General features: G+C 50.0%; 19 protein-coding genes. 14 read left to right on the top strand and 5 right to left on the bottom strand.

All coding sequences use genetic code 11. The annotated features are described in order from the left end of the window. Positions 1 to 25: 25 nt before the first annotated feature. Positions 26 to 1,942, top strand: a complete 1,917-nt coding sequence (gene speA / locus ACXAGR_RS05155) for a biosynthetic arginine decarboxylase (protein WP_474848529.1) — start codon at positions 26 to 28, stop codon at positions 1,940 to 1,942. 85 nt (positions 1,943 to 2,027) lie between these two features. Here the strand turns inward: speA and ACXAGR_RS05150 are convergent, their stop codons facing one another. Further along, positions 2,028 to 3,176 carry a serine hydrolase domain-containing protein gene (locus ACXAGR_RS05150; protein ID WP_474848821.1) on the bottom strand — a complete coding sequence of 383 codons (1,149 nt, stop codon included), beginning with the start codon at positions 3,174 to 3,176 and terminating at the stop codon, positions 2,028 to 2,030. 224 nt (positions 3,177 to 3,400) lie between these two features. On the opposite strand from ACXAGR_RS05150, the gene ACXAGR_RS05145 reads away from it, so the two are divergent. The 7 genes from ACXAGR_RS05145 to ACXAGR_RS05115 all read left to right on the top strand — a co-directional run bounded on the left by ACXAGR_RS05145 (position 3,401) and on the right by ACXAGR_RS05115 (position 10,524). Further along, positions 3,401 to 4,039: a methylamine utilization protein gene (locus ACXAGR_RS05145; RefSeq protein ID WP_474848527.1), complete on the top strand. Its 639-nt coding sequence runs from the start codon at positions 3,401 to 3,403 to the stop codon at positions 4,037 to 4,039. Beyond that, positions 4,039 to 6,372, top strand: a complete 2,334-nt coding sequence (locus ACXAGR_RS05140; RefSeq protein ID WP_474848525.1) for a putative bifunctional diguanylate cyclase/phosphodiesterase — start codon at positions 4,039 to 4,041, stop codon at positions 6,370 to 6,372. The genes ACXAGR_RS05145 and ACXAGR_RS05140 overlap by 1 nt, the downstream gene beginning before the upstream one ends. Further along, entirely contained in the window at positions 6,369 to 7,205 is an 837-nt protein-coding gene (locus tag ACXAGR_RS05135; RefSeq protein ID WP_474848523.1) for a DUF3034 family protein, read from the top strand. The genes ACXAGR_RS05140 and ACXAGR_RS05135 overlap by 4 nt, the downstream gene beginning before the upstream one ends. Further along, on the top strand, positions 7,199 to 7,615 hold the full coding sequence (locus ACXAGR_RS05130) for a group I truncated hemoglobin (RefSeq protein WP_349590528.1): 417 nt from the start codon (positions 7,199 to 7,201) through the stop codon (positions 7,613 to 7,615). Before ACXAGR_RS05135 ends, ACXAGR_RS05130 begins: the two co-directional genes overlap by 7 nt. Positions 7,616 to 7,727: 112 nt before the next feature. Beyond that, entirely contained in the window at positions 7,728 to 9,155 is a 1,428-nt protein-coding gene (locus ACXAGR_RS05125) for an Ada metal-binding domain-containing protein (RefSeq protein WP_474848521.1), read from the top strand. Beyond that, positions 9,148 to 9,618, top strand: a complete 471-nt coding sequence (locus tag ACXAGR_RS05120) for a methylated-DNA--[protein]-cysteine S-methyltransferase (protein ID WP_474848519.1) — start codon at positions 9,148 to 9,150, stop codon at positions 9,616 to 9,618. The genes ACXAGR_RS05125 and ACXAGR_RS05120 overlap by 8 nt, the downstream gene beginning before the upstream one ends. A 3-nt stretch (positions 9,619 to 9,621) precedes the next feature. Continuing rightward, a complete protein-coding gene (locus ACXAGR_RS05115; RefSeq protein ID WP_474848517.1) occupies positions 9,622 to 10,524 on the top strand; it encodes a DMT family transporter in 903 nt (300 codons plus the stop codon). 16 nt (positions 10,525 to 10,540) lie between these two features. Here ACXAGR_RS05115 and ACXAGR_RS05110 read toward each other — a convergent pair whose 3' ends face one another. Further along, positions 10,541 to 11,962 carry a sensor domain-containing diguanylate cyclase gene (locus tag ACXAGR_RS05110; RefSeq protein ID WP_474848515.1) on the bottom strand — a complete coding sequence of 474 codons (1,422 nt, stop codon included), beginning with the start codon at positions 11,960 to 11,962 and terminating at the stop codon, positions 10,541 to 10,543. A 235-nt stretch (positions 11,963 to 12,197) separates the two neighbouring features. Between ACXAGR_RS05110 and glmU the strand changes: the two genes are divergently transcribed. Further along, the gene (gene glmU / locus ACXAGR_RS05105; RefSeq protein ID WP_474848513.1) at positions 12,198 to 13,556 is read left to right on the top strand and encodes a bifunctional UDP-N-acetylglucosamine diphosphorylase/glucosamine-1-phosphate N-acetyltransferase GlmU; all 1,359 of its coding nucleotides are present in this window, start codon (positions 12,198 to 12,200) and stop codon (positions 13,554 to 13,556) included. Positions 13,557 to 13,592: 36 nt separating this feature from the next. Here the strand turns inward: glmU and ACXAGR_RS05100 are convergent, their stop codons facing one another. Continuing rightward, a complete protein-coding gene (locus ACXAGR_RS05100; RefSeq protein ID WP_474848511.1) occupies positions 13,593 to 14,237 on the bottom strand; it encodes a response regulator transcription factor in 645 nt (214 codons plus the stop codon). Continuing rightward, complete coding sequence (locus ACXAGR_RS05095) at positions 14,234 to 15,352, bottom strand: sensor histidine kinase (protein WP_474848509.1); 1,119 nt, start codon at positions 15,350 to 15,352, stop codon at positions 14,234 to 14,236. The genes ACXAGR_RS05100 and ACXAGR_RS05095 overlap by 4 nt, the downstream gene beginning before the upstream one ends. 136 nt (positions 15,353 to 15,488) lie before the next feature. Between ACXAGR_RS05095 and ACXAGR_RS05090 the strand changes: the two genes are divergently transcribed. Then, positions 15,489 to 16,244 carry a hypothetical protein gene (locus ACXAGR_RS05090; protein ID WP_474848507.1) on the top strand — a complete coding sequence of 252 codons (756 nt, stop codon included), beginning with the start codon at positions 15,489 to 15,491 and terminating at the stop codon, positions 16,242 to 16,244. 43 nt (positions 16,245 to 16,287) lie between these two features. On the opposite strand, the gene ACXAGR_RS05085 is transcribed toward ACXAGR_RS05090, so the two are convergent. Continuing rightward, positions 16,288 to 16,770 carry an acyl-CoA thioesterase gene (locus ACXAGR_RS05085; protein ID WP_119503009.1) on the bottom strand — a complete coding sequence of 161 codons (483 nt, stop codon included), beginning with the start codon at positions 16,768 to 16,770 and terminating at the stop codon, positions 16,288 to 16,290. Positions 16,771 to 16,993: 223 nt separating this feature from the next. Here ACXAGR_RS05085 and ACXAGR_RS05080 point away from each other — a divergent pair, with 223 nt between their 5' ends. The 4 genes from ACXAGR_RS05080 (at position 16,994) to ACXAGR_RS05065 (ending at position 22,764) form a co-directional block, all read left to right on the top strand. Further along, entirely contained in the window at positions 16,994 to 18,040 is a 1,047-nt protein-coding gene (locus ACXAGR_RS05080) for a Gfo/Idh/MocA family oxidoreductase (RefSeq protein WP_474848506.1), read from the top strand. Between the two features lie 65 nt (positions 18,041 to 18,105). Continuing rightward, positions 18,106 to 18,891: a DeoR/GlpR family DNA-binding transcription regulator gene (locus tag ACXAGR_RS05075; protein WP_474848504.1), complete on the top strand. Its 786-nt coding sequence runs from the start codon at positions 18,106 to 18,108 to the stop codon at positions 18,889 to 18,891. Between the two features lie 2 nt (positions 18,892 to 18,893). Further along, positions 18,894 to 20,726 carry a glutamine--fructose-6-phosphate transaminase (isomerizing) gene (gene glmS / locus ACXAGR_RS05070; RefSeq protein WP_474848502.1) on the top strand — a complete coding sequence of 611 codons (1,833 nt, stop codon included), beginning with the start codon at positions 18,894 to 18,896 and terminating at the stop codon, positions 20,724 to 20,726. A 292-nt stretch (positions 20,727 to 21,018) separates the two neighbouring features. Then, a complete protein-coding gene (locus tag ACXAGR_RS05065; protein ID WP_349590424.1) occupies positions 21,019 to 22,764 on the top strand; it encodes a P-loop ATPase, Sll1717 family in 1,746 nt (581 codons plus the stop codon). Positions 22,765 to 22,767 lie beyond the last annotated feature (3 nt).

The following is a 22,767-nucleotide window of genomic DNA, read 5'->3' as shown; positions in this document are numbered from 1 at the left end:
GTTTGATTTTTTAAGGTGAAAACAATTGGCTGAGTGGAGCATCGAAGAAGCGGAAAAATTGTACGGCGTCTCACGTTGGGGCGGCGGTTACTTTACCATTGGTGACAACGGTAACGTGCATGTTACTCCTGTCCCCTCTGATCCCAGTATTCGAATTGATTTTAAAGCGGTAATTGACGAAATCCGTGAAGAAGGCGTGCAGTTTCCTGTGGTTGTGCGATTCCACGATGTGCTGCGTTCGCAGGTTGCGAATTTAAACACTATCTTCCGCAATACCATTGCCGAGGCGGAATATAACGGTGAATACCAGGGCGTTTATCCGGTAAAAGTAAACCAGATGCGTGAAGTGGTAGAAGAAATCGTTGATGCCGGCGAACCGTTCAACTATGGCCTTGAAGCCGGCTCTAAAGCTGAGTTGATCACCGTACTGGCACTGAATACTAACGAAGATTCACTGACCGTACTGAACGGCTATAAAGACGAAGAGTTCATGAAGCTTGCACTGCTTGGCCGCAAGCTGGGTCGCCGCGTTGTTGTGGTGATTGAAAAGTATTCAGAGCTCACTTTGCTGGTTAAAACGGCCAAAGAGCTGAATATCGACCCGATAATCGGTATGCGCTCAAAAATGACCGTCAAAGGCCGGGGCAAGTGGGAAAGCTCCGGTGGTGAAAGAGCCAAATTCGGCCTGACCATCGCTGAAATCTTAAAAGCAGCCCGTTTCCTGCGGGATGAAGGTATGGAGGATTGCTTCAAGTTGCTGCATTTCCATATCGGCAGCCAGTTAACAGACATCCGTTCTGTAAAAGAAGCCATGACCGAAGGCGCACGGATTTATGCTGAACTGCACAAGTTAGGATTCCCGCTGGATTATGTTGATGTGGGTGGTGGCTTAGGTATCGACTACGACGGCAGTGCCTCAACCAATGAATCATCCCGTAACTACAACATGCAGGAATACGTTGCAGATGTTGTTTACGGCATGAAGGAAGTGTGCGACCTGGAAGGCGTGCCGCATCCGAATCTGGTGAGCGAAAGTGGCCGGGCGATTACCGCACATCACAGCTGCGTAATTACTGAAATCGTGGGTGAAATCCGCTCGGATATGGCAGAAGTGGATGTGACTCCGGTAGAAGGTGAGCATGTATTTGTCAGCAATATCCGCGAGCTGTCAGAAACCTTCGATGAACAAAAGAACATGCAGGAAGTCTTCAACGATGCTTCCCAGTGGAAAGAGCAGGCAATGGATGCGTTTAAACTGCGCGTACTGACTCTGGACGAACTGGGTAAAATTGAAACCCTGTACTGGCGCATTATGACCCGTCTGAAAGCTCACTATTCTAATGCGGAGTACGTACCGGAGGAAATTCAGGGTCTGGATTACAGCTTGTCTTCCCAGTATCTGGCTAACTTCTCGGTATTTCAGTCAGCGGCGGATACATGGGCGATCGATCAGCTGTTGCCTGTCGTGCCGGTAACACGCATGGACGAGAAGCCGGAGGTTAATTGTTCGCTGGTGGACATTACCTGTGACAGTGACGGTAAGATTGACCAGTTCACGGCAGGTCGTGAAATCACCGATATTCTGCCTATGCACAAGCTGAAGAAAGACGAGCCTTATTACGTTGGTCTGTTCTTAACCGGTGCGTACCAGGACGTAATGGGTGACATGCACAATTTGTTCGGTCGTCTGAACGAAGTGCACATCTTCAGCTACGACGATGATCCACAAGACTTCTACATCGAGGAAGTGGTGAAAGGATCGTCGGTGCAGGATGTACTGGAAATCATGCAGTACAACCCCCGCGCTATGGCGTCTGATGTGAAGCGTATGATTGACCGTCAGATTTCAAGCGGCAACTTAAACCCCCGTGAAGCGGTGAAATGGACTGACTTCTACGAAAATTGTTTAAGTGGTTACACTTACATGAAAACCCGCTCGTAAACAGCGCGGCATTTTAAGTAGATAAAGAAAAGGCAATGTTCCTGTGAACATTGCCTTTTTTGTGCGTATTTCTTTTTTCTGAGTGTTACTGGCCGGCTGCCGGCTTGGTTTCTTCTGTCTGTGCGAGCGCTCTCTTCTCATCAGCCTGCTCAAAGTACCGGTCCCAGAATTCCGCTGTGGTGGAATTAATCATATTGGACTCGGCGTTCATCAGCATTACATAGCCGGCTTTGTATTCCGGAGAGAACGCCACATCAGCGCGGTAGCCTTTTACCCAGCCACTGTGGTAGTTCAGGCGTTTGCCGTCAAAGTCGTAAATTCGCCAGCCTTTTCCGTACCATGCGCTGTTAAGATGCTCCCGCCAGCCGCGACGGTAAACTTCGCGGGTGGTTTTCACCACCGGCGTGGTTATTTCTTCAATCAGCTCCGGCGGCACAACAGTGGGGAATTCCCCCAGCATAGCCTGCAGATAGATGGTCATGTCTTTAATGCTGGCGTTAACACCTGCTGCCGGTGCGAACCGGTAGTAATTGCTTTCAACCATGCCCTCACGCCACTTATCGCGGGCAATGGCAATGTGCGGTCTGGCCCAGCTTTCTGATGCCATGAGTGCAGCTTTGCCGGCACTGGCCGTTTTCATTCCGAGGGGAATAAACACCTGTTCATCCAACTGACGGTGATAAGACGTATTTTGCATACCGAGATAATAGGCAATCGCTCCGAACATGGCGTTCTGGTAGGTATAACAGGCACCCGGAGCACACAACGGGTCGAGAATGGCAAGCTGTTGCAGCACCCGCTCCAGTGAGTAGTCGGCCTCTATTAAATTATCATAGGCGTTGGGCATAAAGCCGCTGGACTGACTGACAATGTGCTGTAGTTGCAGCGTATCCATGCCCTGACCGGTGAACGGAATATCCGGTACCAGTTCGCTTACCGGCATGTCCCAGCGCATCTTCCCCTGCTGTACCAGCTTTGCAGTGAGCAGGGCGGTAAAAGATTTCGACACAGATGCGAGCCGGAATACCGTATCGCCGTCAATCATCTCACCGTTTTTCTTTGTGCGGCCGAACACGTATACCTTGGGCGTTTCCCCTTGCTGATAATACACAAAGGCATAGCCCGGCACGTTGTATTTAATGGCTTCCCGCTTCACATAGCGGGCATAGTCGTCCAGCCAGGCTTCATTTGCAGCCACGGCGACAACACATGAGCACGCCAGCATCAATGCCATGCATGCGCGGATAACCAATTTTGACAGGCCTGTAGACAAGTAAAACTCCGTCGTTTTATATGACAATTTCGTTCCGTGAAACTGCGCTATTATTTGCGCAGTATTATGCTTACGGGCAAAGATTTTATCAACTTTGACAAAATACCCTGCCACAGTTTGCGCGCTTTGACCCCATGGATTATGTTTAAAAGATAACCCATGCCCTGATGCCCGGTGCCGTGTTTATGCAGTTGAAAACCTTCGCGCTTACCTTAGCCGCTTACCTGCCGTTGATTACCTGCGATGTGCAGGCGAAAAACCTGACCATCGTCGACCCGGCTGGCAAGCCGGTGGTCAATGCCGTAGTCAGTGTGACTTCTGACAGCACTCCTTCAGCCGGGACAGCGATCATGGATCAGGTCGACAAACAGTTCGTGCCTCACGTGCTGGCCGTACCTGCCGGTACGTCTGTTACGTTTCCAAACAGCGACAATATCCGCCACCATGTATACAGCTTTTCGCAGGCGAAACCTTTCGAAATTAAGCTGTATAGCGGGTTGTCAGCGGATCCTGTGGAGTTTGATAAACCTGGTATCGTCGCGCTTGGATGCAATATTCATGACCAGATGATTGGGTACGTCTATGTTTATGAAAATGCCCGGGTATTTATCACTGGAAACGATGGCAGTGTTGTGATCCCCGACGGCGTTCAGTCCGTCACGTTATGGCACCCGGAACTGGATATTGTGCAAAGCCGGCAGGAAACGGTCAGTTTGGATGAGTCTGCCGGAAGTGAAAGCATTACCCTGACGCTTAAAGCTGCCATTCCGGCTGAGCCTGTGAAAAAGTCACGCACTTTCGGTAGTAAGAAGTTCGGAAACTGATGATGAGATCGTTGTCTCTGCGGCACAGCCTGTTTCGCATTCTGCTTGGCAGCACCGTGCTGACCGCAGGGTTAATTCTGCTGTCTGTCTGGAATGCCACTGACGACCTGGTTCAGCAGAATCTGGAAAAAGAACTCGCCATCGACACTAACATTTTGCAGCACATTGTTGAGGAACGCACCAAAGCCCTTTACGCATCAACCAAAGCGTTATCCACGGCCTATGAATTCAGAGCCGCATTTGCCAGTTACGATCCGCCCACCATCAACAGCGCCCTGCAGACTATGGATGCCAGACAGGACTTCGATTTTCTGGTGATGCTGAATCTTCAGGATGAAACGATTACTTCCTTTCCGGACGATATTCTGGTGTCAGGTGACCGCTCCTTTGGCGAACGGTACCGCAATATAGATCCGGGTGAAATAACCCGTGATTACGTGTTTATGAATGACACCTTGTACCACGCCGTGGTAGCGCCGGTGGCGGCACCCAGAGTTATCGGATATCTGGGGGCGGCGTTTGCACTGGACGACAATTTCCTCGCCCTGTTAAGCGAAGTGGTGCAGGCCGAAGTGATCATTACGTCCGGTGACAACAGTGCCCGTGTGCTGAACAGCAGCCTTTCCCATGATTTTGCGGCAAGGCTTATTGTGCGCAGCGACCGGGAAATCAACTGGTTCCGGATCATGGCGCAGGATGAAAGCCTGTATGAAGTCAGAGAACTGGAATTGCCGGGAATTGACCATATCCCGGTCAAAATTCGCATCGCGCTGGATGTCAGTGAACAGTACCTGAGTGTGCTGGATCTGCAGACGGTGGTGATTGTGATTGCTCTGGGCATTATTGTGTTGTCGCTGGCTATTTCTATGGTTTTAGCCAAGCGGGTCAGCACGCCGGTAAACCATCTGGTGACTGCTGTTAATGAGATAGCAGAGGGCCATTATCAGGAGCCGGTAAAGTCGGACGACAGAGTGTCAGAAATCGGCGAACTGGCCCGTGCATTTAACACCATGCAAGCCCGTATCCGCTCACGGGAAGATCACATTCTGTTCCAGGCTCAGCACGACATGTTGTCCGGGCTCTATAACCGGCATTTTGTTGAAGAAAAGCTCAATCTGCGCCTGGATGCAGGCGAGACACTGCAAATCCTTGGTATCAATATTATGGGGATCCGTACCATCAACGATTTGTATGGTTATACCACCGGAGACTTCTGCATAAAAACCATGGCGCAGAGAACCCTGTCATGGCCCGGCATGGCGGCCAGACTCGCTGGCGGTGATTTTCTCTTTGTCCCCGATGTGCCGCTGGATGAAACTGCTATCGATGCCTTTCGTCAGCAACTGGAAGCGCCGGTGGAGTTCGACGGTCTGGTGATCCCCATGAAAGTCTTCTTTGCTCATTTAAGTTGCCCGTCAGACGGAGATACCACCGAAGAAGTCTTCAGGAAAATTAATATCCTGTCGGATGAAAGCAAGCAACATGATCACTGGCTCATTGCATTTAAAGAAGAAATGCAAACCAAGTATCTGCGCCGGCTTACTATTATCACCGAACTGAAAAAAGTGCTTACCGGCGACCAGGCAGAGCTGTCCATGGTTTATCAACCCAAAGTCCACTTACAAACTAACCGGGTGTGCAGCGTGGAAGCACTCATCCGCTGGAACAGTGCAAGTTTGGGATTTGTGCCACCGGATGAATTTATCGGCATTGCCGAACAGGCTGGTCTGATCGAGCAGGTGACCACCTGGGTACTGGACCGCACTTTAGACGACCTTGCGGGATTCCGGCAGCAGGGCTATGTTTTTTCTGTGGCGATTAATTTATCCACTCAGGATATTCAGCGCCCTGAGTTGATGCAGAGTCTGGCTGAAAAGATTGCCGCTAAAGGGCTTACTCCTTCTGATGTGGAACTGGAAATTACAGAAAGTGATTTAGTGGAAGATGCGGCGCTGGCAATCAGGAATCTGAATACACTTAAAGCCATGGGCTTTCATTTTGCTATTGATGATTTCGGCACGGGATATTCGTCACTGGCTTATTTAAAAACCTTACCGGTGCAGACCATCAAAATTGATAAGAGCTTCGTGCTCAAACTGGCCAGCGACGACAGCGATCAGCAAATTGTGCGTACCGTGCTGAATCTGGCAGCGGTTTTTCATCTTTGTGTGGTGGCAGAAGGGGTAGAGGATGAACGCTCATGGCAAATTTTAAAAGACGGTGGCTGTGACATTGCACAGGGCTACTTCATCAGCCGGCCACTGACTGTACCCGCTATGTACGAATGGCTGGGTTCCACGCACTACGGTATACGACGAACGGAGACAACATGACATTGCTGCAACGGGTTTGTGTTTTGTTATTGAGTGTGTCACTGCCGGCGCTGGCCGGTTCCGGCAAACTCACCGGTACTGCCGGTCTGAATCAGGTTGAGGGCAGCGGCGGGGGCGGTATTGTGCCCTGGGCCACCTTGTCCGGCTACGACACCGACAGCGAAGTGTCAGTCAATGCCTTTCTCACCCGCGTGAATCTGGACGATTACCGTTTACAGGTTGCCGGCGCCAGTGTGTCACTGTATGACCGCGCTGAGTTATCTGTTGCCAGACAAACCTTCGACCTGACCACCATCGGCGGAGATATTTCGCAGAACATCTACGGCGCAAAAGTCAGGCTGTGGGGTGATGTGGTGTATTCTGATTTACCGCAAATCAGTGCCGGTGTGCAGTTCAAAGAATTGCAGGATGATGCTATTGCCTACGCCCTCGGCAGTGCTGACAACACTGGTACCGACTTTTATGTGTCGGCTACTAAAGTGCACCTTGGCGCAGTGGCAGGTTATAACCTGGTGTGGAATCTCACCGCCAGAATGACAAATGCGAACCAGATGGGGTTGCTGGGCTTCGGTCACACAGCGGATGATGACTATGAAGTGATGATGGAAGGTTCGGTAGGGGTTCTGCTTAACCGCCATGTTGCTGTGGGGGCCGAATACCGGCAGAAACCAGATAACCTGGGATTGGGAGAAGAAGACTGGTGGGACGTATTCGTTACCTATATTCCTTCTGAATCTTTCAATGTCACCCTGGCGTGGGCAGAACTTGGCAGTATCGCCGGCGCACCGGATCAGAATGGCATTTACTTATCTCTCGGAGGCCAGTTATGGTGAAGTTGCTAACCGGTATTTTTACCCTGCTGCTTTTAAACGGGTGCGCCAGTCACAATCAGACACTGTATTCAGAGCTTGGCGGAAAACAGAAAGTTGAGGAGATTGTAAATAACTTCGTGACAGAGATTGAGTATGACCCCGTTATCCTTCCTTATTTTGAAGGCAGTGATATTGACCGCTTCCGCGCCAAACTGGAGGAGCAGATTTGTATGGTCAGCGGCGGTGGTTGCAGTTACACCGGTGACACCATGGAGCAGGTTCATGCCGGTATGAACATTACCGAAACCCATTTCAATCACACCGTCGATTTGCTGATTAACGCCATGGACAAATCCGGCGTCCCTCACCCCCTGCAAAACCGTCTGCTGGCTGAACTGGCAAAGATGCGGGGTCAGATGCTGTACCGCTGAGTTGTAAACCCGGCGCCACACCGTTTATCAGTGAGTGCCGGTTTCGTCGCACCCGGATGATGAAAATACTATACACTGCCTGCTATTGAAGATAATGGCAGGAGCACCGGCTTTGACCGCCACACCGATACAACCCGAAGATACTGAACGTTTCCGTCAGGCCCGCCTGTCACGGGACAGCCGCTTTGACGGCCAGTTTTTCGTTGCGGTGAAATCCACCGGTATTTTCTGCCGTCCGGTATGTCCCGCGCGGCTGCCTAAAGAAGAAAATGTGGATTACTATTACCACGCCGCACAGGCAATGCACGCCGGATTCCGCCCCTGTTTACGCTGCCGCCCCGACAGTGCGCCTTTATCGGGTGCATGGAATGGTGTGAATACGACCGTAAAACGTGCAGAAACCCTGTTGAGTGCCATTCCCCCGCAACCGGTTACGACAATTGCTGAACGGCTGGGTATTTCAGAGCGTTACCTGCGCAAACTCATCAGTTCACGGCTTGGCATGCCACCGGCACAGTGGCAGAAATATCAGCAACTACTGTTCGCTAAACGGCTGTTACAGCAGTCTGATATGTCTGTGGAGTCTGTTGCCGCTGCCGCCGGTTTTGGTTCTGCCAGACGCTTGCAGGCTGCTATGAAGCAAACCTGGTCTATGTCACCCGGCCAGATACGGGGAAGCAAAGCGTCAGGCCGGGATGTCACGCCGGTAATCAAGGTTATGTTGTATTATCGTCCGCCTTACAACTGGGAGCATGTTCAGCATTTTCTTTCCGGCCGTGCTATAGGCGGTACAGAATCGGTGACTGATAATACTTACCGGCGGGTATTCAGCGGCCCTGATGGCAAAGGAACCGTGGTGGCAGAGCATCAGCCGCAACGCTCTGCCTTTGCAGTTACGCTGGTCACTGATTTTCTGCAGGGAGCCAGAGCCGTTCTGGATAACCTCAGCCGGGTGCTGGATTTACATGCCGACCCGCATTTAATCAATCAGGCACTGATTGCGGCAGGGATCCCTTCCTGCGACATTGTTCAGGGGTTACGGCTGCCCGGCGTGTGGAGTGAGTTCGAAGCAGGTTGCCGTGCGGTTTTAGGGCAGCAGGTATCGGTTAAAGCGGCAGTCAACAACGTGGCGCTACTGGTGAACGAGCTTGGAGAGACTGCCGGAGAAGGCATAGCATTTCCTTTACCGCAAGCGGTAGCCAGTAGCGAGCTTGCTTTTTTGCGGATGCCCGGTGCCCGAAAGCAGGCGCTGCGAAACCTGGCCGGCTTTTATGCTCAGGAGGACCGCTTAACCGGCGCTCAGGGTGACAAGGAAAGTACTTTACTGGCATTGAAAGGGATTGGTCCCTGGACCATTGACTATTTGATGATGCGGGGCGTAAGTGATCCCGACCGGTACCTGAGCGGTGATCTGATTGTCCGTAAGGTGGCAGACAAGCTCAATCCCGAACCGCAAAAAGCAGCGCCCTGGTGCAGCTACCTGACGTTACAACTTTGGCACATGGCCGATCAGCTAAAACAGGAAAAACCGGATGTATAATGAAACCCGCATGTATAACGAAACAACAAACAGCCCTTGCGGAGTGGTAGAGGTTACAGCCTGCGAAAAGGGGATAACCGCTATCCGCTTCACAGAGTCTGACGACATCGCAGAAACACCCTCTGCACTGACATCGCAGGCTTGTGCCCAGTTACAGGAATACTTTGCCGGTAAACGGACAACCTTTGATTTACCCCTTGCCGCAGCCGGTACCACTTTTCAGCAACAAGTCTGGCAGGCATTACTCAACATTCCCTATGGCAAAACCTGCAGCTACGGTGATATTGCCAGAGCAATCGGAAATCCCAAAGGTGTGAGAGCTGTGGGACTGGCCAATGGCAAAAACCCGCTGGCCATCGTTGTGCCCTGCCATCGTGTGATAGGTGCTAACGGTAAACTTACCGGCTATGCCGGCGGACTGAACAGAAAACAACAACTATTAGCTTTAGAAGGAGCGCTGTAACGCATGTCAGCCAGAGATACGTTCGCCCTGGTAATACTGGGGGCGATTTGGGGTGGTTCATTTATCTTTATGCGGGTGGCTGCACCTGAGTTCGGTGTATTTGCGCTGGTGGAAGTCAGAACCGTAATGGCAACGCTGATCATGTTACCGTTTTTGCTGGCCGCAGGAGGATGGCGGGATATCCGGGCTCACGGCTGGAAAATTGCTTTTATCGGCTTAACCAATACGGCAATACCCTTCGTGCTGTTCAACTATAGCAGCCTGTATCTGGAAGCCGGAATCAATGCCATTTTGAATGCCACTGCGCCTATGTTCGGTGCTCTGGTGGCACTGCTGTGGCTGGGAGATAAATTGCGCCTGTCTTCTCTGGCCGGACTGCTCACCGGATTTATCGGCGTGGTGGTATTGAGCGCACATAAAACCGGTAGCGGTGACGTAAGTATTGTGCCAATTCTGGCCGCCTGTTCCGCTACTGCCTGCTACGGTGTGGCAGCCTGCGCCATGAAAAAATGGTTAAGCGGTGTGCGTCCCCTGGTCGTTGCCACCGGCAGTCAGATATGGGCATCCCTCTTCCTGCTTCCGTTTTCCCTGGCAACTCTGCCCGAAGCCATGCCATCTGCCATTGCCTGGGTGAATGCGCTGGCGCTGGCAGCAGGCGGTACCGGCATCGCTTACCTGCTGTATTTCCATCTCATCGCCAGTGCCGGTCCGGCCAAAGCCATATCTGTCGGCTATCTGGTCCCTTTATTCGGCATCATCTGGGGAATATTATTCCTCAACGAAACCCTTTCCCTACAAACGATGACAGGTGGTGTGCTTATACTATTCGGGGTTGCGTTGACTACCGGTGTGGCAGGACGGCTGGTCCGGAACGGGAAAAAGCAGACTGCGGCAGAACGCCCCTGAACGGGGCGTTTCTTATTTAACTGATTAACTGCTTACACACACGGTTACTGCCGTCGCGCCGGGCCTGATACAAGGCATCTTCTGCGTTGGCTGTTAATTCGTTCAGCGGCTTACTGGATGCCGAGAAGGACACGCCAAATGAACCGGTCAGCTGAATTTGCGGTTGCATGTCGCTGGTGTCCATACTGGCAATGCCCGAACGTAAGGATTCAGCAATATCCATGGCTTCGTGGGGACCGGTTTCCGGTAGCAGTATTATAAACTCTTCGCTGCTCCAGCGGCCCAGAATATCTTTTGTGCGGATACTGGTCAGCAGATGGCCTGACACTTTGTCCAGCACCTCATCACCGGTATTACGGCCGTAGGTATCGTTGATTGTCGGGAAGTTATCCACGCCCACTATAATGACGCTGACAGACGAGTGATTGTCGAGGAGGGTACGGTACTCCGCCTCCATTTTCTGGCGATCCGGCAGGCGCTGGGTGTTACGAATGACCATATCCGGCTGCATGTCTTTGCGGAAATAATACAGCAGGTGATAAATCATCAAAAACAGTGAGAACACCACAACCAGCAGAGTCACTACGCTGATGACAAACGCTTGTGAAATATCCGCCTGGCGTTTATTCAGCGGGCTCAGCAGGAACACGGTCCAGTTGAACTGGTTGAGTTTTACCTCTGCAATCAGATACTCTTGCTGATTGATTGTCACCAGCCGGTTATTCAATGCACGCTGATCTTTTACATCAACAGGCAGACTGGCGTACCAGGTCAGTTCATTCAGGTTGGTAAAATCGGAATATTCAGCCATCAGGTTGGCATCTGACGACAACATGATATCGCCTTTTTCATCCACAAACAGAAAGTCGTAGCCATACTGCTGTTTGTAGGAATCGAAGATGCTGACGAAGCTCTTCAGGCTTTTCCCTACACCGAAGAAGCCGAGAAATTCTTTCTTCTCGTTATAAATTTTAATATCGATATAAAAATGGGTGTCTTCCCACTTACCGATATCCGCCACACGGTCTTCCGGACGTTCTTTGTATTTGAAATACCAGCTTACTTCACCTTTCACCAGAGGAATGGTGGAGCCGTCTGAGTTGTACTGCATGCGGGCTTTTTCGCTGGCGATAAAGAAGTACAGGCCGAACTCTTCCTCAAGGCGGGAGAGCGCTGTGAAAATGTCTTCTTCGTTCACCTGATCTTTATCCATCAGTTCTACCAGTTCACGTGAATGGCCCAGAGCCTCAGACACATGAAGGGGTTTAAGTAACTGATTAACGATAAGAGAAATTGCGGGCGACAACGATTGCTGTTGCGCACGGCTTTGTTCCGCCACAATTTTATTTACACTGAAGTGAACGAGCGTCACGATGGCTATCACCACCACTGCAAATAACAGTAAAATACTGCGGTGAAGTGTCCTGAACGTTTTCACAGACTACCTGCTCTCCCTGGCCTGTTTCTGTATAGATAGATGACTAAGATATGAGCGCGCAGTATACCTTTTCACCAATGAAACTACTACCCGGATTCGTCGATTCCGAGCTGCCCGATACTAAAGAATAACGCTTCCCCTGCGAAAATAACTGACGATGTCGCTGACTTGTCACCAGCATGTGGTTACACTAGAGCGTCAATTTTTATGTGCAGCATTGTTTTAAGGATAATCCATGGCTTTTTCTGTAGTCGTCCTCGCCGCCGGTAAAGGCACCCGTATGAAGTCCTCATTACCTAAAGTCCTCCATCCTGTCGGTGGGATCCCGATGGTTCAGCGTATAATCAATACCGTCGAGGCGCTTAATGCCAGTGCTGTGCATCTGGTTTACGGACATGGCGGCGATCAGCTTCAGGCAGCGGTAACGGGAAACAATCTGAACTGGTGCCTGCAGGCAGAACAACTGGGCACAGGACATGCGGTTCAGCAGGCTGTGCCTTATATCAAAGACGACGAAGATGTGCTGGTGCTGGTAGGTGATGCGCCATTAATTCAGAAAGCGACGCTGGAGCGGCTGGCTGCGGTGAAAGCAGAATGCGATCTTGCTTTGCTGACCGTTGAACTCGACGATCCTACTGGTATGGGGCGTATTGTTCGCGAGAACAACAACATCACTGCGATAGTTGAGCACAAAGATGCCACTGATGCCCAGCGTGAAATTAAAGAAATCAATACCGGCATGATGATGATGGCTGGCAGTGATTTAAAACGCTGGCTGGGTAATCTGAGCAACAACAATGCTCAGGGCGAATATTATCTTACAGACGTTATTGCCATGGCGGCAGCGGAAGGCAAACTAATTCAGTCAGCCCAACCGGATGCTGTTGAAGAAGTGGAAGGCGTAAATAACCGTGTACAGCTGGCAGCTCTGGAAAGAGCCTTACAGGCCCGTCAGGCACATGCGCTGATGATGGATGGTGTGACGCTGGCGGATCCTGCCCGTGTCGATATTCGCGGCGAAGTGATTACCGGCAATGATGTGGCGGTAGACGTTAACGTAATTTTCGAAGGCAAGGTAACGCTTGGCAGCAACGTAAAAATCGGTGCGAATTGTATTTTACGGAATTGTTCGGTAGCTGACGGTGCGGTAATTGAAGCCAATTCAATCATTGAAGAAGCGGAAGTAGGCGAGCATTGTACTGTAGGGCCTTTCGGCCGTTTACGCCCGGGCGCAGTGATGAAAGCTAACGCCAAAGTAGGTAACTTTGTGGAAATGAAGAAAGCCGTGTTAGGAGAAGGTGCGAAAGCTAATCACCTGACTTACCTTGGCGATGCTGAAGTGGGGGCCGGTGCGAATATCGGTGCAGGTACGATTACCTGTAACTACGACGGGGTAAATAAATCTAAAACGATCATCGGTGAAAATGCTTTTATCGGGTCTAATTCAGCGCTGGTGGCGCCGGTTACGATTGGCGAGGGAGCAACGGTAGGTGCCGGTTCAACCATCACGTCAAACGTAGAAGACAAAGCGCTGGCAATTGCACGCAGCAAGCAACGTGTGATTGCCAACTGGCCCAGACCGGTCAAAAAGTAAGTGCTTACTTTTTAGCCTGTCCTATTCTGTGGCAGGCTAAATCCAGCCCTGCTCAAGGGCTTTCAGGACAGCGCGGGTACGGTCTGGCACGTTGAGCTTGGACAAAATGGACGACATCTGATTCTTTACCGTGCCCAATGATTTAAATGTCACCTCAGCAATTTCCTGATTAGACAATCCCGCAGCAACCAGCCTCAGTACCTCTGTTTCTTTGTCTGATAACGGTTCGGCATCCTGTGAAAGCTCTGAATTCTGTTTGCCAGCCTGCAACTGAGTAAGTAATGTGTGAGATAACGAGGGCTGAAAGAGGTTGCCGCCTGCAGCCAGCCGTTCAATGGCGTCTACCAGTACATCCAGTGACACATCTTTCAGTAAATAGCCTTTAGCACCATTTTTCAGTGCCCGGATCACGGTTTGATGGTCATCGAATGTGGTCAGCATCAGAACCGGTGGCATGTCCGGCAATCCGGCCATTGCTTCCAGGGTACTCACGCCGTCCATTTTTGGCATTCTGATGTCCATTAAAATAACATCCGGCTTTTCCCCCCGGTTGAGGAGCTCAAGTACTTCTTCGCCGTTGGCGGCGTTTGCAATTACCTTAATGTGGTCGGTAAGGCTAAGAAGACTGTTTATTCCCTGACGAACCAGGATCTGATCATCTGCCAGCATGACACGAATCATTTTGCATCTCCCGGCAATGACAGTTTTACCTCGAAGCCGTGTTCAGAACTGTTAAATGCGATGTTTCCGCCGACAGAGACTGCCCGTTCTTTCATTCCTTTCATCCCGTTTCCGGCAACCGGTGCGCTGCTGCCGGTACCATTGTCACATATGGTCAGCTCCAGCCCTGCCTGTTTTCCGGTGTCAGCTGTCACCGTGATATGTGAGGCTCTGCCATGCCTGAGGCTGTTGGTAACGGCCTCCTGCGCAATTCTGAAAACCGGTTCAATCAGAGGTGCAGGTAACGCCGGTGCATGGCCTGTGTTTACTGTTACCGTGTAGCGTTCTGTAGAGGTTGCCAGCAGTGATAAAGCTGCATGGAGGGACAGAAAGGTGTCTGTGCGGATATCTGAAACCGCCTGGCGTACATCACTCAATAATTCCGCGGCGATGGTTCTGCACTGACCAATCACCGGTTTGAGTTCAGGGCAAGATTTATGCTCTGCAACCTGTAAATGAATTGCCAGTGCCGTCAGGTGATGCCCGGCCACATCGTGTAAGTCGCGGGCAATGCGGGTACGCTCTGCTTCCTTCACCGACAAGGCCAGTAATGATTGAGTTGCCTGCAGCTCGCGGTTCAGTGATTCAGCCTCTTCTTTTGCACGCAGTGCCTGCTTTCTCGAATCCGTCATCAGCATGGCAAACAGATTAAATGACCAGAACAGAATAGCGGTCAGCCAGCCCTGAGATTGTTCCCACACGATGGTCAGACTCAGTGCCTGCGGTACCGCCATGAAAGGGGACAGATACAGTGCCGTTCTGATCGGGAGTATCAATACCAGCAGGGAAGACAGCAGCACCAGATAAATCCCTGAAAAACCAAACGGCGAAACGAGACAAATACATACATAAAGCAGGTACAGGCAAGTGAGCAGTAAACCGAAACGACGGCCGTCAGCTGCATCCGGAACGGTTGCCATGAAAAGGATTGCACCGAAAAGCAGTTGCAGCGTGAGCAACGGCCACTGAATGGCAGCATCGCCGGTGAACACATGAACATGGCTGAGCAAGGTTACCAGTGCCCAGGTTGCCAGTGCGAAAGCCTGTAAAGTGGAAAAAGAAAATATGCGGTTCATTACATTACTATTCCCTTTTTCCACTTCCGGCTCAATAGGCCGGAAGTCACTTTTGACAACGTGACTTCCGGCACTACCGGCAAAACCAGAGAGAAGGAACAATGGTTGTGTCTTCATTAAAGGGAAGGAGAACACCATGACTGAGCTGATGCTAACACTCTACCGGACAATCATTATTTGCCATATTGCGGCCGGTGCCGTATCACTAATATTGTTCTGGGTACCTGTAGTCAGTAAAAAAGGAAGCCGCCTGCACATACAGGCGGGAAAAGGCTATGTATGGTTCCTGTACTTTCTTACCGCCACAGGATTCATTTCATCCTTAATGGTTATTACTGATCCGCAACTATTTAAACCGGGTCACTTTGCCCGTACTGACGATGTAGCAGGGATGACAGAGGCCGTCAGACGGTTCTGGTTGTTTCTGATTTATTTGTGCTTACTGGTACTGACTAACGTGCGTCACGCTGTAATGGTGCTGAAAGCAGGTAAAGAGACACGTAAGTTACTGACCAACGGGCACGTAATACTGCCGGTAACACTGACACTGGCCAGTTTCTGGCTGTTTTACAGTGGTATGGTTGCAGATATGATCCTGTTTAAAATTTTTGCCTGCATCGGCGGGTTCAGCGGGATCAGAACCGTACTTTATTGCCTTTCCCACCAGGCTGAGCGCCGTGACTGGATGAAACAGCATATCAGTCACATGCTGGGTTCAGGTATCGGTATTTACACTGCATTCCTGGCTTTTGGTGGACGGGCATTACTGGACGTGCTGGCTCAATGGCAGGTGGTGTTCTGGGTATTACCGTCCGTGGTGGGAACTTTCGGTATAGTTTACGCCGTACGACGGTTCACCGGGAAATCTGCCCGCCGGTCTGTGCAACAATAGCCGGCGCATCATGCACCGGCAGTCAGCCGTAAAGCGGTTCAGCTTATTCCAAAGTAGCCAACGTATTCGACATTTCCTCGTGAATGTCAGTACGCATTTTGGCAAGACGGATAGCGTAATCCCGCAGATAAATATCCCGTTCCGTTTCCGGTTTCCATTCCGGGACGGGAGCCGGCTTTCCGTTTTCATCGACGGCCACCATAATCACAATACAGTGTGTCGTCTTCGCGTTATCCTGCTCTTTGGGATCTCTGGCACTGACATCAATGGAAAGGTGCATTGACGTGGTGCCGGTATAGATAATCTTCGCTGTCACTTCTACCAGGCTGCCTACAAGGATAGGTTTTACAAACCGGATCCCGCCGACATAAGCAGTAATACAGTATTTTCCACTCCAGCCTGCCGCGCAGGCGTAGGCCGCAAGGTCAATCCAGCGCATAACTGCGCCACCGTGTACTTTTCCGCCAAAATTCTGATCACCCGGTTCTGCCAGAAAACGCAAGGTTACTTCTCTGCTGCTTGCCATCTACTTCTCCTCAGGACGGTATCAATCCGTCTGCCTGTTCTTTTCTATTTATTAGCTTTTTACTATTGCCTTGTTTTTCAACGCTTGTCATCATTTTTTGTTACGTAACTACGGTGTTTATCGATGAAACGCTGTTTACTGTTACCGCCAGCGGGCATTGTGCTTTGTGGCTTCGGGCTGATTAAGGTAAGGTGCTTCCACTGACAGATTCACAGGACTTTTCATGATCCGCACTCTTCTGGTGGGCTTCGGTTTTTCCGCCACTACATTTCATCTCCCTTTTTTAAATCAGTTATCTGAATTTACCGTAAGCGGCGTAGTGTCATCCCGACCTGACGACGTCACTGCCGTGTTACCGGGCGTACCGGTGTATGCCTCAATGGGAAAGGCGTTCGCTGATCAGCGCTTTGACCTGGCTGTTATCACTACTCCGAATACCTATCACGAAGTGCAAAGCCGGCAGGCGCTGATGAACGACTGCCATGTGCTGGTGGAAAAGCCCTTTACCTTATCCGGTGATGAGGCAGAAGCACTGGTTGCACTGGCAGCGCAGAAACAGAAAAAACTCTGCGTATTTCATAACCGCCGTTTTGACGGTGACTTTCTTACGCTGAAAAAACTGATCAGCGACGGCAGTGTGGGCGACGTTAAGCGCCTGGTTTCCCGGTTTGACCGGTTCCGCCCGCAACCACGGGACCGCTGGCGGGAAAACGCCGGTCCGGGTGCAGGCATCTTCTGGGACTTAGGTCCGCATCTTATCGACCAGGCGTTGCAACTGTTCGGTGTGCCGGAACAGATCCACGGTGTTGTTCAGATTGCCCGTGAAGGTGGACAAAGTGACGACAGCTTCGACCTCACTCTGTTTTACAACAATCTGACAGTACAACTGGGCAGTTCGCCATTTCAGGCCAACCGTACCTTGCGCTTTGAATTACAGGGTACGGAAGGAAGTTTCCGGAAATTCGGGCTGGATCCTCAGGAAGATCAGTTAAAGCAAGGGCTCACTTTCGATAACGGGCAATGGGCCCGTGAGCCGGAAGAGGCCTTCGGTGAACTGGCTACGGCGCAGGGAGCGAATATTGTTCCTACACTCGCCGGTGAATATGTCACCTTCTACCGCCAGCTGGGTGAAGCTGTCAGTAACGGTGCCGCATTGCCCGCAGACGGGGAGACGGTCATACCGGTGATCAAACTTATCGAACTGGCCATCGAAAGTGCGGAAACGGGCAAAGTCATGCCTGTATACGTAAATATGAAAGGAAATAACTAAAATATCTTGCAAATCGAAACCTTAACTGCTTTATTAGTTTCAAGTCGTAATTTATAAGTTTCGAAATGCAAAAGCGAAATACCCGCCAACGACGCGATGAAATCGTTGAATGGGTGAATCAGGCCGGCCATGTCCATGTGGATGAGATGGCCACCAGATTCAATACCTCACAGGTGACTATCCGTAAAGATCTTGCCGTGCTTGCCGGCGGGAAGCGAGTGCTGCGTGAATTTGGCGGTGCTGCGCCTTTTCCGTCTTCCGGGGCGGATAAAGGATCTGACAGCGAAACCTCAGCCACACCGGCTTCAGCGAAAACAGCCATTGGTCTTAAAGCTGCGTCGCTCGTGACAGACGGCGCGAAAGTGATCCTCGACAGCGGTAACACCACCGCTTCTGTCGTGCCTTTTCTTAACCACAAAAAGCTGGTTGTCATGACCAATTCTTTGCGTGCTGCCAACGCATTAACGATCGCAGATAACGAACCCACCGTACTCATGACCGGCGGAACGTGGGATGCACACTCGCAGGCGTTTCAGGGCAACATGGCGGAGAAAATGATCAGTGCCTACAGCTTTGATTTGGCCTTCATCGGTGCGTCCGGGCTGGATGTCGAAAGAGGCAGTACCACGTTTAACGAACTGACCGGGCTTTCCAAAGCCATGGCCGGTGTTGCGGCAAAAGTCGTGGTACTGGCTGAGTCAGAGAAATTTACCTTCCGCATGCCTAACCTTGAACTGGCGTGGGAAGACATTGATGTACTCATAACTGATGAACACATCAGCGAACCAATTAAACAACAAATTGAACAGCAGGGCGTCACCGTAATGATTGCCCCGGCAAACGGAGAATAACCATGTGTGGAATAGTCGGCGCTGTAGCAGAGCGTAATGTAGTCGAAATCTTACTGGAAGGCTTAAAGCGCCTTGAGTACCGTGGTTATGATTCCGCCGGTGTGGCGTTATTACAATCAGGCGGTGAACTTACCCGCATCCGTCGTACCGGTAAGGTACAGGAACTGGCAGATGCTGTGGCGAACGGTGAAGCGTTGGGTTCTACCGGTATCGCGCATACCCGCTGGGCAACCCATGGCGGCGTAACTGAACGTAACGCGCACCCCCATTGCTCCGGTGAGCGTATCTCCGTTGTACACAACGGCATCATTGAAAACTACGAAGCCTTGCGTGAATCACTGAGAGCTCAAGGTTATACCTTCACCAGTGACACAGACACAGAAACCATTGCACACACGGTACATGCTGAAATGCAAAAAGGCGTGAGCCTGCTTGAAGCAGTACAAAACAGTGTGAAGCAGTTCCACGGTGCTTACGGTACGGTAATTATGGACAGTGAAGACCCGTCACGGGTAGTTGTGGCACGCTCCGGCAGCCCGCTGGTGATTGGTCTTGGCCTGGGCGAGAACTTTATTGCCTCAGACCAGATGGCGCTGCTGCCGGTGACTCGCCGCTTTATCTTCCTTGAGGAAGGTGATGTCGCTGAAATTACCCGTCGGGAAGTTAGCATTTTTGACGTTAACGGCATTCCGGTTGAGCGTGAAGTCATTGAATCTAACATCGAACACGATGCAGGTGATAAAGCGGGTTACCGTCATTACATGCTCAAAGAGATCCATGAGCAGCCAACGGTTGTGCGTAACACGCTGCAACAGCGGGTGGACGAAAAAGGACTGTTACCGGACATTTTCGGCAACGGTGCCGATGAGATTTTCTCAAAGGTTAAACACGTTCAGATCATCGCCTGTGGTACCAGTTACCATGCCGGTATGACTGCCCGCTACTGGCTGGAACAGTACGCGAATGTATCCTGTGGTATCGAAATCGCTTCTGAATTCCGTTATCGCAAATCAGTAGTACATGAAAACAGCCTGCTGGTGACTATTTCCCAGTCCGGTGAAACAGCAGACACGCTGGCTGCTCTGCGTCTGGCTAAAGATCTCGGCTATATGGCCAGCCTGACCATTTGTAACGTACCCGGCTCATCGCTGGTACGGGAATCCGATCTTGCCTTTATGACCCGCGCAGGCGCAGAAATTGGCGTCGCCTCGACCAAGGCTTTCACGACTCAGCTTACTGCTTTTCTCATGCTCACACTGGCACTGGGTAAGCACAACGGCATGTCAGGCAAAGATCATGGCAGCATCGTAAGTGCCCTTCACAGTTTGCCAGCCAAGCTGGAAGAAACCCTGGCGATCACCAAAGGTATTGAAGATTTAGCGGAAGAGTTTGCCGACAAGAACCATTCATTATTCCTGGGACGTGGCGACCAGTATCCAATCGCAATGGAAGGCGCGTTGAAGCTGAAAGAGATTTCCTACATTCACGCCGAAGCCTACGCCTCAGGTGAACTGAAACACGGCCCGCTGGCACTGATTGACGAGGAAATGCCTGTCATCGTGGTAGCGCCTAACAATGAGCTGCTGGAAAAACTGAAATCCAACGTGGAAGAAGTACGTGCGCGCGGCGGCATCATGTATGTATTCGCTGATAAGGATGCACACTTTGCCAGCGACGAAACCATGCGGGTAATCAACGTTCCGCACTGCGAAGCCCCCATTGCACCTATCGTCTACACCCTGCCTTTGCAGCTGCTTTCTTACTATGTAGCACTGATCAAAGGCACCGACGTGGACCAGCCCCGTAACCTGGCGAAGTCGGTGACAGTGGAGTAGAGGATCAGGAAAATGCAAAAATCTCTAATTTAGACAAATATAGAAAATAGTTTTATATCCGGAAGCAGGTCTTGAATTGAAGACCTGCTTTTTTTACGGAAAAACAAAGTGAAATAGCTAGCTGTCCTCTAATACTAGTGAACTTTGCCGGCGTGAGTTTAGTTTTAGCTGTGTTTCATTGCCTTCCACGTATATACAAAGAGCTGATATTTGATCATTTCATTAACAGGATGTAGTCTAAAATTTAATCTATTTTGATTTGATGACAGTTGTTTATGACAAGGACGTTGATATGAACAAAGAACGATTCAGATATGCGACAACTTCTATTGAAAATAATATAAAAGTAAGGCTCAGAGATGAAGTTCTTACGTCAGAAAAGCCGATTGGCGGTTCGGTGCTCGAGCTACACGGGAATCAGGATAAAGAGCTTTATCAATACTTATTTGATGGCCATTCGAGATTTATTTACGAACAGAAGGGAGAGCGTCCTTCAATCATTGTAGGGCGAAAAGGAGCCGGAAAAACAACTTATTTGAATAATTTATCTTTTAAAAGTGGTGTGACAGCTCTACCTATCAGACAGTGGCAAGCTATTGGCGAAGTCCAGCAAATTATATCAAACCTGTTGGATAACGGCATTGATATAAGAGCTGAAAGAGCATCATATATCTGGCAATGGATCTTTCTCTCCGCCGTCATTCTAAAGTGTGGTGAAACCCTATTTTCCGATAAAACTCTTAAAGACTTCTACCAACTACTCCCAGTTAAAGAATTTAAAGACATTGGTATTTCTGCTGTTACTTCTTTTGCAAAGAATAAGCTTTCGAAGCTTGTAACGAATAATTTGGGCGCGGAACACGCAGAATTGTCGTCTGTAGCATGGTTACTGGAAGATAAAACACAGGCAATTGATGATTTAGAAATGAAGCTCTCGAATACTCTGGGAGAGCATAATCTGACAGCTATTATTCTCTTTGATAATGAAGAAGATGTCTTAGATGACATTAATATTGAGAACGCTCCAAACCTGCAGATTGCTAAGGCAATCGCGATTAAGGGTCTTCTAAATTTAGCTGGAAGGATAAATGAAGGCGCGATAAATGTGCAGCTTAGATACTGCATTCCTGCTGAACAGTTCTTCGCGTTTAAGGAGTTGGCAAAGAACCCCGTCAAAGATTTCGGTCGCTTACATTTACTACATTGGACTGTAGGGGAACTACTTTCTTTAGTTGCGCATCGCTTTTTACTTCACTTGCATGTTTGGAAAGACGAGAAGCCAATTCTGGGTGGTCCATACGACGAGTTAATACAGTTTCCAATTTACACCCGGAAGGGGGCTTTGGAATTTTTCGACAAAATTTTACCTACTAAAATAAAGAACGGCAGGGGTCTTGAAGAAAGTACTAAAGCTTATTTCTTAAGACACTTTCAAGTTCTGCCAAGACAAATTGTCGACGTATTTAACGAAATTCTAGCTATGTCGATAAGAAACAATAAATCTATTACTAACCTGGATGCACAGATTGTTCTCGGAGCGGTAAGACGTAAAGAAGCTCTGATGGCCGAAGAAATTATTGTCGCCTACAGTAAAATGTTTCCTGAAGCCTCCTCTATAAGGAAAAAGGTATTGCCTAATATTCCCCTGCTTTTTACGTATAAGGATTTACGAAAATTTTATGACAGCAGGGAGTTTCTAAACACCGGCAAGTCAGTTCTGCAGGGTATGAAAGGAGAAGTCGAAGTATCTCCTGACAGATTTGAGAGATGTTTATTAGAGACCGGAATTATAGGAAGAGTTATAAGTAAACCTTCAGGAAATGATATCGGCTATATAAACGCAGAGTTTGAGTACTCCATGCCCGGTAGTCTGGATTTGTGCGAGAATGATGAATTAGTCATTCATCCGGTATTTTCCGGGCAGAGGAAAGCAACAGCATGGGACGCTATCGGAAAAAACATCATAGGCGTTTATCCCCACGATGCAGATCCTGATTTATCCGCTGATAGAGAATTATTGCGGTGCTTTTTCGTGTAACTG

Source organism: Alteromonas sp. ABH4_457 (genome assembly GCF_056160625.1).
This window is presented reverse-complemented; position numbering and strand designations above follow the sequence as displayed.